13 protein-coding genes and 1 riboswitch are annotated in these 15,125 nt (G+C 47.1%); of the genes, 10 read left to right on the top strand and 3 right to left on the bottom strand.

Going from position 1 to position 15,125, the window contains the following annotated elements; genetic code table 11:
• Positions 1–1,068, bottom strand: coding sequence for a phosphodiester glycosidase family protein (locus ACFP56_RS08840; protein ID WP_379233465.1), 1,068 nt, complete (start codon positions 1,066–1,068; stop codon positions 1–3).
• A complete protein-coding gene (locus ACFP56_RS08835; RefSeq protein ID WP_379234645.1) occupies positions 1,065–1,514 on the bottom strand; it encodes a hypothetical protein in 450 nt (149 codons plus the stop codon). The genes ACFP56_RS08840 and ACFP56_RS08835 overlap by 4 nt, the downstream gene beginning before the upstream one ends.
• A 139-nt stretch (positions 1,515–1,653) precedes the next feature.
• Here ACFP56_RS08835 and msrA point away from each other — a divergent pair, with 139 nt between their 5' ends.
• A complete protein-coding gene (gene msrA / locus ACFP56_RS08830; protein ID WP_379233463.1) occupies positions 1,654–2,610 on the top strand; it encodes a peptide-methionine (S)-S-oxide reductase MsrA in 957 nt (318 codons plus the stop codon).
• Between the two features lie 56 nt (positions 2,611–2,666).
• Positions 2,667–3,254, top strand: a complete 588-nt coding sequence (locus tag ACFP56_RS08825; protein WP_379233461.1) for a nitroreductase family protein — start codon at positions 2,667–2,669, stop codon at positions 3,252–3,254.
• A 241-nt stretch (positions 3,255–3,495) separates the two neighbouring features.
• On the opposite strand, the gene ACFP56_RS08820 is transcribed toward ACFP56_RS08825, so the two are convergent.
• Positions 3,496–4,803, bottom strand: a complete 1,308-nt coding sequence (locus ACFP56_RS08820) for a LysM peptidoglycan-binding domain-containing protein (protein ID WP_379233459.1) — start codon at positions 4,801–4,803, stop codon at positions 3,496–3,498.
• Between the two features lie 275 nt (positions 4,804–5,078).
• A riboswitch (purine riboswitch) is annotated at positions 5,079–5,179 on the top strand.
• Positions 5,180–5,448: 269 nt separating this feature from the next.
• Between ACFP56_RS08820 and purE the strand changes: the two genes are divergently transcribed.
• The 8 genes from purE to purF all read left to right on the top strand — a co-directional run bounded on the left by purE (position 5,449) and on the right by purF (position 15,056).
• A complete protein-coding gene (purE, locus tag ACFP56_RS08815) occupies positions 5,449–5,934 on the top strand; it encodes a 5-(carboxyamino)imidazole ribonucleotide mutase (RefSeq protein ID WP_379233456.1) in 486 nt (161 codons plus the stop codon).
• Positions 5,931–7,124, top strand: coding sequence for a 5-(carboxyamino)imidazole ribonucleotide synthase (purK, locus tag ACFP56_RS08810; protein ID WP_379233454.1), 1,194 nt, complete (start codon positions 5,931–5,933; stop codon positions 7,122–7,124). The genes purE and purK overlap by 4 nt, the downstream gene beginning before the upstream one ends.
• A gap of 24 nt (positions 7,125–7,148) precedes the next feature.
• Positions 7,149–8,450 carry an adenylosuccinate lyase gene (gene purB / locus ACFP56_RS08805; protein ID WP_379233452.1) on the top strand — a complete coding sequence of 434 codons (1,302 nt, stop codon included), beginning with the start codon at positions 7,149–7,151 and terminating at the stop codon, positions 8,448–8,450.
• A gap of 843 nt (positions 8,451–9,293) precedes the next feature.
• Positions 9,294–10,190 (top strand): phosphoribosylaminoimidazolesuccinocarboxamide synthase, encoded by an 897-nt coding sequence (locus tag ACFP56_RS08800; RefSeq protein ID WP_379233450.1) that lies wholly within the window; start codon positions 9,294–9,296, stop codon positions 10,188–10,190.
• Positions 10,191–10,420: 230 nt separating this feature from the next.
• Positions 10,421–10,666 (top strand): phosphoribosylformylglycinamidine synthase subunit PurS, encoded by a 246-nt coding sequence (gene purS, locus ACFP56_RS08795; protein ID WP_379234643.1) that lies wholly within the window; start codon positions 10,421–10,423, stop codon positions 10,664–10,666.
• Between the two features lie 4 nt (positions 10,667–10,670).
• The gene (gene purQ, locus ACFP56_RS08790; protein WP_379233448.1) at positions 10,671–11,366 is read left to right on the top strand and encodes a phosphoribosylformylglycinamidine synthase subunit PurQ; all 696 of its coding nucleotides are present in this window, start codon (positions 10,671–10,673) and stop codon (positions 11,364–11,366) included.
• On the top strand, positions 11,344–13,590 hold the full coding sequence (gene purL, locus ACFP56_RS08785) for a phosphoribosylformylglycinamidine synthase subunit PurL (RefSeq protein WP_379233446.1): 2,247 nt from the start codon (positions 11,344–11,346) through the stop codon (positions 13,588–13,590). The genes purQ and purL overlap by 23 nt, the downstream gene beginning before the upstream one ends.
• Complete coding sequence (gene purF, locus ACFP56_RS08780; protein ID WP_379233444.1) at positions 13,575–15,056, top strand: amidophosphoribosyltransferase; 1,482 nt, start codon at positions 13,575–13,577, stop codon at positions 15,054–15,056. Before purL ends, purF begins: the two co-directional genes overlap by 16 nt.
• Positions 15,057–15,125 lie beyond the last annotated feature (69 nt).

Genomic DNA, 15,125 nt, shown 5'->3' with positions numbered 1-15,125 from the left:
CTATTTGAAAAATAATAAGTGCGTAGGCAGCTTTCTAAGCTGACCATCTGATGGAGAATTGATTAATTGACCGTTAAATACGAGCGATGCTGAGCCACCACCGTCCATGTTGTAAGCGTCCTGAACATCATACTGCACAAGAATGGACTGAATTTCTGCCAAAGTGGCTCCAGCACTGCCGTCAGTATTATAGCCATCCGTCACAAACAGTAATAATTGATCGTCCCGGAAATTAGCGAGCACGACACGCGGAGCACGCTTGGGCGATGTTTTCCACTTGGCTGGAATGGTTTTCTTTTTTCCATCCTGCAGAAGAATCGGAACAAAGCTTGCACCGAAGCGGGGCTTAAGCTTGTCCAGTTGTTCTTTCTCCTTGAAAATTCCTCCGATTAATTCATTTTGCTCGTTCAAGCCGGCAAAGAACAAGTTGTTCGTGCTGGGGTGAAAGCCATTCACATAGCTTCCATCAATGATGGTTGTCCCTAGTGGATAGCGCTTGGAACCGGCATCTGCAAATCCACCTGCATTAACGGCAACCGCTGCTCCATGTTTTTTGGCTGCTTCAACCGTTGTCATGGCCTTACCCAGCTCGTCTCCACCTAATACCATATCAACAGCTGAGCTGGATTTGAGCTTAATCTTCACGAGATAGCCTTTAAAATGGTCATAGCTTTTATAATAAAGCTGGGCTTTCAGCTTATTAGAATTAATAGTAGCAGAAGGCTTTCCAAGCTTTTCGCTAATTGCTTTATCATAGATGGCATAAGGATAATCGAGCGTTTTTTTTACAACTGGAATAAGAGAACTGACAAGTTCATTTGTTTCATTATACTTGGCATAGCTCGCTTCAATATTGTTGCGAGTTACTTTAGCCAGATCAGTGCTAGCAGCCAGTGCTTCCGCTGCGGCGTGATAAGCTTTACCGTCTGACAGCTCCAGACTAGTTGCTGACGCTATGTCTTGCTCAACGGTTTTGCTCGATGTTAACAGCACAATACCGATGAATATACCGATAAATGGTGCAATGACAAGCATCATGAGACGATTAACAAATTGGACATTATTCATGATTTGAGCAGCTCCATGCTTTTTTGCAGCTTTTGCAGCTGGGATTTGATTTCATTAATCTGCGAATAAAGCTGATTGCTGTTGTCATTGTTATTGGTGCTGTTGTCCTTAACGAAGGTTAGCAGCTGATTAAGCTCATCGATTTGCTTGCCAAGCTCTGCGATTCTATCATTGTAGCTTGAATCAAGCTCAGTGAGCTTTTGATTGTAGCTGGTCGACAGCTCCAGCAGCTTTTGCTCGGTTTCGATGCTTAGCTTGGTAGAAAGCTTTTGCTCCATATGCAGCATGTACGTATGGGCACCATATAAGCCTCCTACGATTAGTAGCAGCCAAAGCATAATGAAATTGACTACAAGCAGCTTAGATCGTCGTTTCTTTGCTCTTTCCTTTCGCTTCTCCGCGAGAGGAGGTGTCGGTTGGTTCTGGTTGTTTAATTGGACTTGCATGTCTGACACTGTGTTTCACCTCAATACTATTAGACGCGTCACGTCGCAAAAAGTTTGCATGATTCTCATATTGTAACATTTTGTAGTTGGTGGTTGGCCTAATGTATAATATTACATGTAATCAACGATTAGGGAGGGAATGAAAGTGACAACACAATTAGCAACCTTTGCTGGTGGCTGTTTTTGGTGCATGGTAACACCATTTGACAAAATGGAGGGCGTTAAAAAAGTAACCTCAGGATATACGGGAGGAGACAAGCCTAATCCAACGTACGAAGAGGTGTGCTCTGATACGACAGGCCATGTTGAAGCTGTACAAATCGAGTTCGACCCTTCCATCATCAGCTATGAGCAGCTGCTCGAAAAATATTGGCAGCAGATTGATCCTACTGATCCAGAAGGACAGTTTCACGATAAAGGTCATTCGTATAAGACCTTCATTTTCTATCACTCTGAGGAGCAAAAGCAGGCTGCAGAGCAATCGAAGAAACAGCTTGAGGCAAGCGGGATTTTCGATAAGCCGATTGTGACGCAAATCGTACCAGCATCAACCTTTTACGAGGCAGAGGAGTACCACCAGGATTATCACATGAAAAATCCATTTCGCTACAAGATGTATCGCAAGGGCTCTGGTCGAGATGAGTTTTTGAAACGTCATTGGACAGTGAAAAAGGACGCAGCGGAACTGAAATCGCGTCTAACACCGATGCAGTATGAAGTGACGCAGAACAATGCGACCGAACCGCCTTTCCGAAATGAGTTTTGGGATCATAAAGAGGAAGGAATCTACGTAGACATCGTTTCTGGTGAAGCGCTGTTCAGCTCCAAGGATAAGTTCGATGCCCATTGCGGCTGGCCGAGTTTTACAAAGCCGCTGGAGGATGACCATGTGATCGAGGAGCTTGATGTCTCACACGGCATGGTTCGTACGGAGGTTCGCTCAAAGTTTGCTGATTCGCATCTTGGCCATGTGTTTGAAGATGGACCTGGCCCATCAGGACTTCGCTATTGTATTAACTCTGCTGCACTTGAGTTTATTCCTAAGGATAAGCTGGTTGAGCGCGGGTACGCACAATACTTGAGATTGTTCGAATAACGATGCCGGCACCTAGCATACAATGAATCGAATAAATGGGTAGAGGGGAAATGAGGATGTCTGAGCTAACGAATGCTAAAGGCGAAGCTGTGCTGAATGCGATTAAGGAACGCAGGACGATTGGTCGTGTGAAGCAGGATAATGTTCCACGAGGTGTTATAGAGCAGCTGCTTGAAGCGGCAACGTGGGCGCCGAGTCATTACAATACACAGCCATGGAAGTTTATCGTCATGACCGGAGAAGGGCGCAAGCAGCTAGGGGAAGGCTACGCTAACGTATATACCGCAACAACTGGTGATACAGATCCATTGAAGCGCGAGAAGGAAGCAAAAAAAGCGTATCGTGCGCCTGTCGTGATTGCAGCGATCTGTTCTCCGTCAGTTGATCCACGCGCAACGCTTGATGAGGAGCTTGCAGCGGCGCATGCTGCGGTGCAAAATATGCTGCTTGCGGCACATGCACTAGAGATAGGTGCAATATGGCGTTCAGGTGCTCCGATGTACCATGAGGCCATGCATCGTCAATTTGGTTTGCAGGACAATGAGAAGCTGATTGGCTTCATCTATGCTGGCTATCCGGATATGACGCCATCTGCGCCAAGTCGACGCTCGGTTGATGAAGTGACGAAGTGGGTTGAAGCATAACAAGTGCACGACACTTGGTTATGTAGTTCAATAGATAGACGCTTAAGTATTAGAGAGTGTGTGGAGGCTGAGCTGACAGGTTCAGCTTCTGCACACTTTTTGTTGTGTGAAGAAGCTCCATACTTCAGAAGCAACTAAAAAGCACCTCAAGATCACTGGAAAATGAAGCTTGAGATGCTTTTTATAGCATAAAATAAATAAGTCATATAAATAGGATGTACATAAACATCGTTCATAAAAGCTATGTTAGTTTTTTTACCGTGAAATTTTCACTTAACAGGTACCAGTTCATATCGGCCTGAATGCCAAGCTTCCAATAGCTGATCCCCCGGAGTCCGTACTGCTTTACCAAGTTAAACTTGGCCTGCAAGCTTCTAGCATCCTCAAACCATACAACATGTTCTTTTCTCTCTGAATCATAAAACGAAAAATGTGGAGACTGAGCAGTGTTGTCATATTCAATCGCAGCCTTTTGCTCTCTAGCAAGTCTGACGGCTGCTTCTGTACTAAGCGCGGCTGCACGAGACTCCCCTTCTACAAATGGCAGCGTCCAGTGATACCCATATAGCGGTACGCCCATCATAATTTTGTTAGCAGGCATTTCGCTCAAGGCATAATTAATCACTTTTGTCACCTCGTTAAGCGGTGCTACAGCACGAGGCGGACCGCCAGTCCAGCCCCATTCATAGGTCATGATGATGACAAAATCAACGATTTCGCCATGCGCTCGGTAATCATGGGCCTCATATAGCTTCCCCTTCTGCTCGGCGCTAGTTTTTGGGGCAACAGCGGTGGAAACCAGCCAGCCAAATTGATGCAGATGTTGTGTGATGTCTCGTAAAAAGGAGTTGTAAAGCTCGCGATCCTCTGGCGGTATATATTCAAAGTCAATGTTGAGAGCCTTGAAGCCTCGCTCCTGCATTGTATTAGAAACAGTCGTTATTAGATGGGTATACGAAAGTTGATTATTCAATACCTCGTGAATAAGCTCGCTCGAAAAGCCTTCATTCGCTATGTTCGTTATCGCCATCATCGGAGCTACGCCGCTCGCAAGCGCAGCCTCAATTAGCTTCGCATCATCCGGCTCAACGAGTGTGCCGTCTTCTTTAATATGATAGCTAAATATCGTAACGTACGTTAATTCATCACCTAGCTGCTTAATTTCAGCTGCCGCTTCATCCCCCATACGTTCCATGTATCCATTTACTTCAATAGCAGTAAGTGTCGGTGAAGGAATGATCAATACCTGACCAGGCTGAATCAGTGCTGGGTTGGTAATCTGGTTGGCTGCAGCCAGCTCTGTCAGGCTTAGTCCATATTGTCTGGCTATTGCCCATAGCGATTCGCCACTAGCCACACGATGGGTGCGGTTGCCAGTAGGTGAAGGAATGATGAGAGCCTGACCAACTACTAGCGAATCACTATCTGCAATGGAATTAACCTCAATAATATGCTGAAGTGGAACGCCATACTGCTGGGCTAGATTCCATAATGAGTCGTTTCGCCTTACGGTATGAATTTGCATAACCGATAACATGCCTCCTTTCATCGTTCAGCTCTCTATAAGATCGAGCATGCAATATGCTAATGTATATTCCTTCTTCTTGGTCGATAGTATTGATTTGTCATAAAGATTGCATGTCGTAATCATTATTCGCCCTACAAGTGACGTATGATGTTAGTTTTTTTATTTCTTGCAGAGAAATCGTCGAATAATCCAAATAAAACCTGTGTTGAATGTTAGAAAAACGAACTATTAGATTTGATTGTTTCTGAATGTTCGTATTTTATTGACAGTGCTAGCATAGTCAGCTAAACTATAGTTGTTGTTAAAAAAAGCATACTCGTATAGGTTTGAGGGAATGGCTCAGACGTTTCTACCCGGAACCAAAACTTTCTGGACTACGAGCTTCGTGAATAGATTGAAGAATAACAAGCTGAATTGTACCATTCGTGCAGCTGATCGTTCGGTTTGCTGCCCGTTAATAGAACTCTCATTTTGTGAACAGGTTACCATTCTTCGATCAAGCCATCAGTGGAAACAGCGAGCATATTTATGTGTTTGTTTCATCGAAGTCCAGTAGCAGACGAGAGTACTCTAGCTATTGGACTTTTTTATGGTTTTTTAGGGTGGTTGTTCATGTTTTTGCGGTTTATTCGTACACACTTTATATAAGAAGGTAGGGAATGATTCATGTCTGCACGTGTTGGCGTAATCATGGGAAGCAAGTCTGATTGGGCAACGATGAAGCTGGCTTGCGATATGCTTGATGAGCTGGAAATTCCATATGAGAAAAAGGTTGTCTCCGCACATCGCACGCCTGACCTGATGTTTGAATATGCAGAAACTGCTGCTGAGCGAGGCATTAAGGTCATTATTGCTGGAGCAGGAGGCGCGGCGCATTTGCCAGGTATGGTTGCAGCTAAAACAACCTTGCCGGTCATCGGTGTTCCGGTGAAATCCTCTAATTTGAATGGACTTGATTCCTTGCTGTCGATTGTACAGATGCCTGGAGGCATTCCTGTCGCAACCGTTGCCATTGGCAATGCAGGTGCAACGAATGCAGGCTTACTCGCTGCACAAATGCTTGGAGCTTTTGATCCTGATATCCAGGCACGTGTTGCGGCACGTCGCGAGCGCGTGAAGCAGGAAGTGCTGGAAAGCAGTGAAGAGCTATGATTAGCAAACAACAGGAAAAGATTAAAACGATCCTTCCAGGCGCTACAATAGGCGTGCTGGGAGGCGGTCAGCTTGGACGAATGCTTGCGAATGCGGGCAGTGAGCTTGGCTACCGCTTTGTTACACTTGACCCTACGCCTAATGGACCAATGGGGCAGGTTGCCGAGCAGATCGTCGCAGCTTACAGTGACGCCGAAGCGGCGCGCAAGCTGGCGCAGCAAGCAGATGTGATCACGTATGAATTTGAAAATGTAAGCTCTGAAGTAGCTGGTATGCTGATGCAGGAGGCGTATGTGCCGCAGGGCAATCAACTGCTGCATACGACGCAGCATCGCTTGCGTGAGAAGCGGGCGATTGAAGCGGCTGGTGTACAGGTTGCGCCATATCGCGAAATCACGTCTGTAGAGGAGCTGCGACAAGCCGTTGAGCAATTCGGGACGCCTTGTGTGCTGAAAACCGCAACTGGCGGATATGACGGCAAAGGTCAATGGGTGATACGCAGTCTGGATGAAGTAGAGGAGGCGTTCTCTACGCTGTCCAAGGCAAAAACGGAGCTTGTGCTGGAGCAATTTATTCATTTCTCGAAAGAGATTTCCGTTATTGCGGCACGTAGTCCTCGGGGCGAAGTAAAGGTGTTTCCTGCGGCAGAGAATATTCATGTGAGCAACATCCTGCATTTGTCGATTGTACCTGCTCGCATCTCTGATGTTTTGCGGGCGGAGGCTGAGCAGCTCGCGTTGAAAATCGCAGAAGGCTTGCAGGCAGTTGGTCTGATCGCCGTCGAAATGTTCGTCACGGATGATGAGCAGCTGTACGTGAATGAGCTCGCGCCAAGACCGCATAACAGCGGGCACTATACGATGGAGGCATGCTTGACCTCGCAATTCGAGCAGCATGTTAGAGCGGTATGTAATTTGCCGCTTGGCGATCCGTCACTCACAACACCAGTTGTGATGGTAAATGTGCTTGGTCAGCATGTCGAGCCGTTGCTGGACCGCATGGCGACTGAGGATGAGCTCGCCAAGGAGCTGCACGTAACAGCGAAAGTCCATCTGTATGGGAAGGCTGAAGCGGCTCACAATCGTAAAATGGGACATGTGAATGTGCTAGCTTCCAGCATCGAACAAGCTATGGCGTGGATTGAACGCACAGGCATTTGGAAAGATGAATGGAGCAGCTGGAATAAATAATAAAGAGTTGGAAGGGTGTACGTAATGTTAGATCGTTATAGCAGACCAGAAATGAGAGCTATCTGGACAGAGCAAAACAAATTTCAAGCGTGGCTGGAGGTTGAGCTTTGCTCCTGCGAGGCATGGGTTGAGCTAGGTGTTATTCCTCGCGAGGACGTTGAGGCGCTTCGTGCGAAAGCAAGCTTTGATATTGACCGCATTTATGAAATCGAGCAGGAAACGCGTCATGATGTAATTGCTTTTACTCGTGCCGTATCTGAAACGGTAGGTCCTGAACGTAAATGGGTGCATTACGGTTTAACTTCTACTGACGTAGTTGATACAGCAAATGGATATTTGCTTCGTCAAGCAAATGAAATTTTGCGCAAGGATATTGAGAATTTTATCGCCATTGTTCGTGACAAAGCGATTCAATATAAAGACACACCAATGATGGGCCGTACGCATGGCGTTCATGCAGAGCCGACAACATTCGGCTTGAAGCTGGCGCTATGGTATGAGGAAATGAAGCGTAATCTGGAGCGTTTTGAGCATGCGGCTGACAATGTACAATACGGTAAAATTTCCGGTGCAGTTGGTACTTATGCGAACATCGATCCGTTCGTTGAGCAGTTTGTATGCCAAAAGCTAGGCATTAAAGCAGCTCCGATCTCTACTCAAACGCTTCAGCGTGACCGCCATGCGGAATATATGGCGACATTAGCGCTTGTTGCAACGTCACTTGATAAATTCGCAACAGAAATTCGTGCGCTGCAAAAAAGTGAGTTCCGCGAGGTTGAGGAAGCATTCGCAAAGGGACAAAAAGGCTCTTCTGCAATGCCGCACAAACGCAACCCAATTGGCTGCGAAAACATTTCCGGCTTGTCTCGCGTCATTCGCGGTCATATGCTGACTGCTTATGAAAATGTAACGCTATGGCATGAGCGCGATATCTCGCATTCCTCTGCTGAGCGTGTGATTTTGCCGGATGCAACGATGCTGCTGAACTACATGCTGAATCGTCTAGGCAACATTATTAAAAATCTAACGGTATTCCCTGAAAATATGAAGCGCAACATGCAAGCGACATACGGCGTGCCATTCTCTGGCCGCGTCTTGACGAAGCTGATCGATAAAGGCTTCAGCCGTGAGCAAGCATACGACACGGTTCAACCGCGTGCGATGCAGGCATGGGAAACAAAAACGCCGTTCCGCGAAATCATCGAAGCGACTGAGGAAATTACTTCTGTGCTTTCACCAGAGGAGATCGATGATTGCTTTAATCCGGCGTGGCATCTTAAGCACGTGGACACCATCTTCTCCCGCTTAGGTCTTCTCGAAGACTAGGACGAGGATTATGCTAGCGTAGTGGATTCGACGTCGAATATGCCATTCATCGCTCGTTCCGGTGCTCACGTACCTAATCCGTACGCTGCGCTCCTCACTTCACTAGCTTCATGGCATCTTCTCGGTCCTAGCCTCCGAGAAATTCGAGGATGTCCTCGTGAGTAACACCATGTGAAGCTTCGAGGGTGTCGCTCCGTGGAAAATCGTCGTGGGCTTGCTCGTGAGAAGCTGCATGAGTAATCTACCGAGGAAAAGGCCTCGTGAGTTTCTCGTTGAGGTCGTGAAGTTCGGCAACATGGTTGCCTGCTTCACAGAAAGGCTTCGAGGGTGCAGCTACGTGTGAAGTCAACGTGGGGCTACTCGAAAGGAATACGTGAGTGACTTCAAGGGAAAGACCTCGTGGGTTTCTCGTTGAGGTCGTGAAGTTCGGCAACATGGTTGCTTGCTTCACGCAAAAGCTTCTGGGGTTGATGTTCTTAGGTCGTAAAGGTTGGCAACATGGTTGCCTGCTTCACGCAAAAGCTTCTGGAGTTGATGCTCTGAGGTCGTGAAGAACGGCAACTTCGTTGCACTGCTTCACAAAAAGCTTAGTCTACTTGATTAAGCTGATATGAAGAAAACTCCCTGTGGCAAGATGTGAAATGATTCTGGAGAAGCGTAGCGTTCGCCTAAAAGCTTTCTGCAAGAAAGCTACATCGGAAGCACAAGCCTTCCCGAATTTCAACCTTTGAGTTTGACAAGGAAATTTGGGAACAACAGTGATCGGAAGAACATTTCACACCGCAGCCTGGCTATCAAATCTTATTACTAAGCGTTCAATCATCATTTAGGAGGAAAAAGTTCATGACTACGCAAGTGAAGGCCATCTCATCAGCTGCAGAGTATGTTCGAGCTCCGCTGATTTATAAGGGTAAGGTTCGCGAGCTGTACGATTTGGGAGAGCATTTCCTAATCGTTGTAACAGACCGAATTTCAGCGTTTGATTATGTCTTGGACCCAGCTGTGCCGGACAAGGGAAATGTGCTTAATTCACTTTCTGCTTTTTGGTTCCAGCTGACTGAGGACATTATTGCTAATCATGTGGTGCATACCGATGTTTACAAGCTAGGCGACCTAATCACGGAGCCGGAGCTGTTGAAGCATCGCGTGACGGTAACACGCAAGGCGGAGCGCATTGATATGGAATGTATTGTTCGCGGCTATATTACAGGCGGCGGCTGGAGACAGTATGAAAAAACGGGTGCGATTAACGGTGATCCGCTTCCAGCTGGGCTTCGTAAAAATGAGAAGCTGCCTGAGCCGATTTTTACGCCGTCTGCGAAAAATGACATCGGTCATGATGAGGACATTTCATTTACTGAAATGAGCAAGCGTATCGGCAAGGAGCTTGCTGAGGCACTGCGCGAGCGTAGTCTTGCATTATACAATTTTGCTCATGCTTATTGCCTGGAAAAAGGCATCATATTAGCAGATTGCAAATTCGAATTTGGTATTATTGGCGGCGAGATCATTTTAATTGATGAGATTTTCACGCCTGACTCCTCTCGCTTCTGGGCAGAAGACAAATTTGCCTATGACATCGAGATCGATAGTATGGACAAGGAGCCTGTACGCGCGTATTTGCTAGGCTCAGACTGGGATCAAGAGAGCAAGCCAGCTCCTCTCCCACAGCATGTCGTCGAAGAAACAACAGCGCGCTATCGCAGCATTTATAATCGTTTGACTGGCAAGGAGTTTTAGGGCGTGTCTGAGAACTCTGAAGCTAGAAAATTTTGCTGAATGTTCGTTCCATGCAAGGCGCGCTTGTGAAGTCGTACCGGGGGTACGTCAAGCAAGCGGAACGAAGCAGGGGGCGAACAGGCGGTGAAAGGTGCCACTGAATGGGTTTTCAGATACGACATAGGTTTCATCATTCTATTAACTTGCGATGAACAAGCGTCATCGTGAAAATTATAAGTCTGTAGGAGGCTATTATGAAGGCAACGGTTTACGTAACGATTAAAGAGAATGTACTTGATCCACAAGGAGCGGCAGTGCAAGGCGCGCTTCATTCGCTAGGCTTTAATGAGGTAGAAAAGGTTCGTATCGGCAAATACCTTGAGGTTGAACTAGACACGACAGATCGTGCGGAAGCAGAAGCTCGTCTTAAAGTGATGTGCGAAAAATTGCTAGCCAATACGGTTGTAGAAGACTACCGATTTGAACTGGAGGACTAATGTGATGAAGTTTGCAGTACTTGTATTTCCAGGCTCGAACTGTGATATCGATTGCTTTAAAGCTGTAGAACAAACAATTGGTCAAGAAGTGGATTATGTATGGCATACGGCTACCGATCTTTCTGCCTATGACTGTATTCTAGTGCCAGGTGGCTTCTCCTACGGAGACTATCTTCGCTGCGGCGCAATTGCTCGCTTTGCCAACGTGATGAACGAGGTAAAAAAAGCGGCTGAAGCTGGCAAATATATTCTTGGGATCTGCAACGGATTCCAAATTCTTACGGAAGCTAATTTGCTGCCGGGTGCTTTGATTCGCAACACAGGCTTAAAATTCCGTTGTCATCAATCTCCGCTTGAGGTTGTAAACAACAACAATCCATTCACGCGTGATTATGAGCAAGGCGAAATCATCAACATTCCGATTGCGCACGGTGAAGGAAACTATTTCTGCGATGACGCGACGCTTGCGGAGCTGAATGCAAACAACCAAATCATATTCCGTTACGCGGGTGACACAAACCCGAACGGTTCAATCGATAATATTGCAGGAGTGAGCAATAAAGCGGGCAATGTAGTGGGCATGATGCCTCACCCAGAGCGCGCTGTAAGCGACATTCTTGGTTCAGCGGACGGTAAACGCATGTTTACTTCGATTTTGAATGCATGGAGGGAACAACATGGCACAGCAATTAACGGCTAAGGAGCCAACCGCAGAACAAATTGCGGAGCAAAAAATCTATCAGCAATTCGGCGTATCGGATTACGAGTATGAGCTAATCTGCGGCTTCCTTGGTGGGCGCAAGCCTAACTACACTGAGATTGGTGTTTTCAGTGTTATGTGGTCAGAGCACTGTGCGTACAAAAACTCTAAGCCGATCTTGAAGAAATTCCCGACAACTGGCCCTAAAGTATTGATGGGTCCTGGTGAAGGCGCTGGTATCGTAGATATCGGTGACAATCAAGCGGTTGTATTCAAAATTGAATCGCATAACCACCCATCCGCTGTTGAGCCGTATCAAGGTGCTGCAACAGGTGTTGGCGGCATTATTCGCGACATTTTCTCAATGGGCGCACGTCCTGTTGCCTTGCTGAACAGCCTTCGTTTCGGTCGTTTGGAAAATGAGCGCGTAAAATACTTGTTTGAAAATGTCGTAAGCGGGATTGCAGGCTACGGCAACTGTATCGGGATTCCGACTGTAGCAGGCGAAGTTAACTTTGACGAAAGCTATGAAGGCAATCCGCTTGTTAATGCAATGTGTGTCGGTTTGATCGACCACGATAAAATTCAACGCGGTGTAGCAAAAGGGGTAGGCAACCCGGTATTTTACGTAGGTCCTGCAACTGGCCGCGACGGTATTCACGGTGCTACATTCGCTTCTGTAGAGCTTTCTGAAGAATCAGAAGAGAAGAAAACTGCGGTTCAGGTCGGCGATCCATTTATGGAGAAGCTGGTTATGGAAGCAACGCTTGAGCTAATCAACTCCGGTATTGTGCTTGGTATCCAGGACATGGGTGCTGCTGGTTTGACTTGTTCTTCTGCAGAGATGGCGTCTAAAGCGGGTAACGGCTTGGAGCTGTATCTGGATGAGGTTCCTCAGCGTGAAACGGGCATGACGCCATATGAAATGATGCTTTCTGAGTCGCAAGAGCGCATGCTGTTCGTCGTTGAGCCGCAGCATGAAGCACAAGCGAAGGAAATCTTCGATCGTTGGGGCGTTATTTGCGTGAAGGTTGGTAAAGTAACGGATGATGGTCGCCTGCGTCTGTTCCATCAAGGCGAGGAAGTTGCAGATATGCCGGTTAAGGCGCTTGTTGATGAGTGTCCTGTATACAATCAACCGTCTGCTGAGCCAGCATACTATCAGCAATTCTCTGATGTGGACACAGCTGATTTTGCAGAGATCACCGATCTAAACGGTACACTGGAGCAAATTCTTTCTTCTCCTACTGTAGCGAGCAAGGAATGGGTCTACAATCAGTATGACTATATGGTACGTACGGCAACTGCGGTACAGCCTGGCTCTGATGCAGCTGTCGTGCTTGTTGACGGTACGCGCAAGGCGCTTGCGATGACAACTGACTGCAACAGCCGCTATGTGTATCTTGATCCACAGGTTGGCGGACGCATTGCAGTGTCTGAAGCAGCACGCAATATCGTGTGCTCCGGTGCTGAGCCGCTTGCGATTACTGATAACTTGAACTTCGGTTCTCCAGAAAAGCCGGAAGTATTCTGGCAAATCGAAAAATCCGCAGACGGAATCAGCGAGGCTTGTGAGGCACTTGCGACTCCAGTAATCGGCGGTAACGTAAGCTTGTACAATGAAAATGCGAAAGGCGCTATCTACCCAACGCCAGTAATCGGCATGGTAGGTCTTGTGCACGATGTTGATGATATTACAACGCAAAGCTTCAAGAAAGAAGGAGATGTTATTATCCTTCTTGGCGAGACAAAGGCTGAATTTGGCGGTTCTGAGCTGCAATATGTGAAGAACGGTTCGCCTTCAGGTCGTCCTCCAGTCCTTGATCTTGAAGTTGAAAAAACGCTTCAGCAATCCGTGCTTTCAGCGATCCAAAGCGGTCTTGTCGCTTCAGCTCACGACTTGTCTGAAGGCGGCTTGGCGGCAGCGCTGGCTGAGTCTTGCATTAGCGGCGGAATCGGAGCAAAAGTGGCAGCAGCTACTGAGCTTCGCGCGGATCACTATTTGTTTAGTGAATCGCAGTCTCGTATTCTCCTTTCCGCAACGCCAGAGAAAGCAGATGAGCTTGTTGCTCAAATGACTAACAATGGTGTAAAAGCTACTGTGCTTGGTACAGTAGGCGGTACGGAGCTTGTAATTAACGTAAATGATAAAGCAGCAATTCACGCACCAGTAGCTAATCTTGAGCGAGTGTGGAAGGAAGCGATCCCATGTCTTATGAAGTAAAAGACTTGAAGCTTTGGACGGGAGATCATTATAACGAAGGTATTGGACGAGATGATATTTTCGATAAGCTAAGAGAGGAATGCGGCGTATTTGGTGTCTTCGGACACCAGGATGCTGCCGCAGTAACCTTTTTTGGTCTGCACGCCCTACAGCATCGAGGAGAGGAAAGCGCAGGAATTTGTACCGTTGATACGAATGACGGTAATAAATTCAACTACCATCGTGAGATGGGGCTAGTAAAGGAAGTATTCGATCAGCCGATCATTGAACGCTTGAAGGGTGAACGTGCGATTGGTCACGTTCGTTATTCAACAGCAGGTGAGAGCAAGCTGTCGAATGCACAGCCGCTTGTATTTAAGTATCGTGATGGTGATTTGGCGATTGCAACGAACGGCAACATTGTCAATGCGCCGGAAATTCGCAAGGAGCTGGAAAACAGCGGCTCGATCTTCCAAACCTCCAGCGATACGGAGGTTATCGCGCATTTGATTGCACGTTCCAAGAAGGATTTTGTGGAGGCATCACGCGACGCGCTTCGTCGATTGGTTGGAGGCTTTGCTTTTCTGCTGATGACCAACGACAAGCTGATTGTAGCTTCTGATCCTCATGGCTTGCGACCGTTATCGATGGCTTCGATTGGAGACGGCTACTTGTTTTCTTCTGAGACATGCGCATTTGAAACGGTTGGCGGCGAATATATTCGCGATGTACAGCCTGGCGAAATGATTATTGTAGATGAAAATGGCATTCATTATGATCGCTATGATGCAGGTGAATCTCGTCGCGCAACGTGCGCAATGGAGTACATTTACTTTGCTCGACCAGACAGCGATATTAACGAAATTAATATACATGCTGCCCGCAAGCGTATGGGCAAGCGTTTGGCTCAGGAATCCTTTGTTGATGCGGATGTCGTGACAGGCGTACCGGATTCAAGTATTTCGGCGGCGATCGGCTATGCTGAGCAAACGGGCATTCCTTACGAGCTTGGACTTATTAAAAATAAATATACAGGTCGTACATTTATCCAGCCTTCCCAAGAGCTACGTGAACGCGGCGTTAAAATGAAGCTGTCCGCTGTTCGCAAGGTAGTGGAAGGAAAGCGTGTCGTGATGATCGATGATTCGATTGTTCGCGGTACAACTTCACTGCGTATTGTCAATCTGCTTCGTGAAGCTGGTGCTACTGAGGTGCATGTACGGATCACCTCACCGCCATTCAAAAATCCTTGCTACTACGGGATTGATACACCAGATCGCAAGGAGCTGATCGCTTCCAGCAGAACGGTTGAAGAAATTCGTCAGCAAATTAATGCGGATTCCTTGGCGTTTCTAACGGATGCAGGCTTCATGGAGTCTGTTGGCGGTCACGAGGGCGAGTATAAGCATGGTCTATGTATGGGCTGCTTTGACAATGATTATCCGACTGTGGTAGACGAGGAATCAGACAAAAGCTGCTCCTGCTAGGAGAGGTAACTCTATAAGCACAGGCTTGATGACGATGACTTGCGTTGCAGCTTAGTCGACGGCGAATCT

The organism is Paenibacillus septentrionalis (assembly GCF_042659865.1).
Classification (GTDB): domain Bacteria; phylum Bacillota; class Bacilli; order Paenibacillales; family Paenibacillaceae; genus Pristimantibacillus; species Pristimantibacillus septentrionalis.
This window is presented reverse-complemented; position numbering and strand designations above follow the sequence as displayed.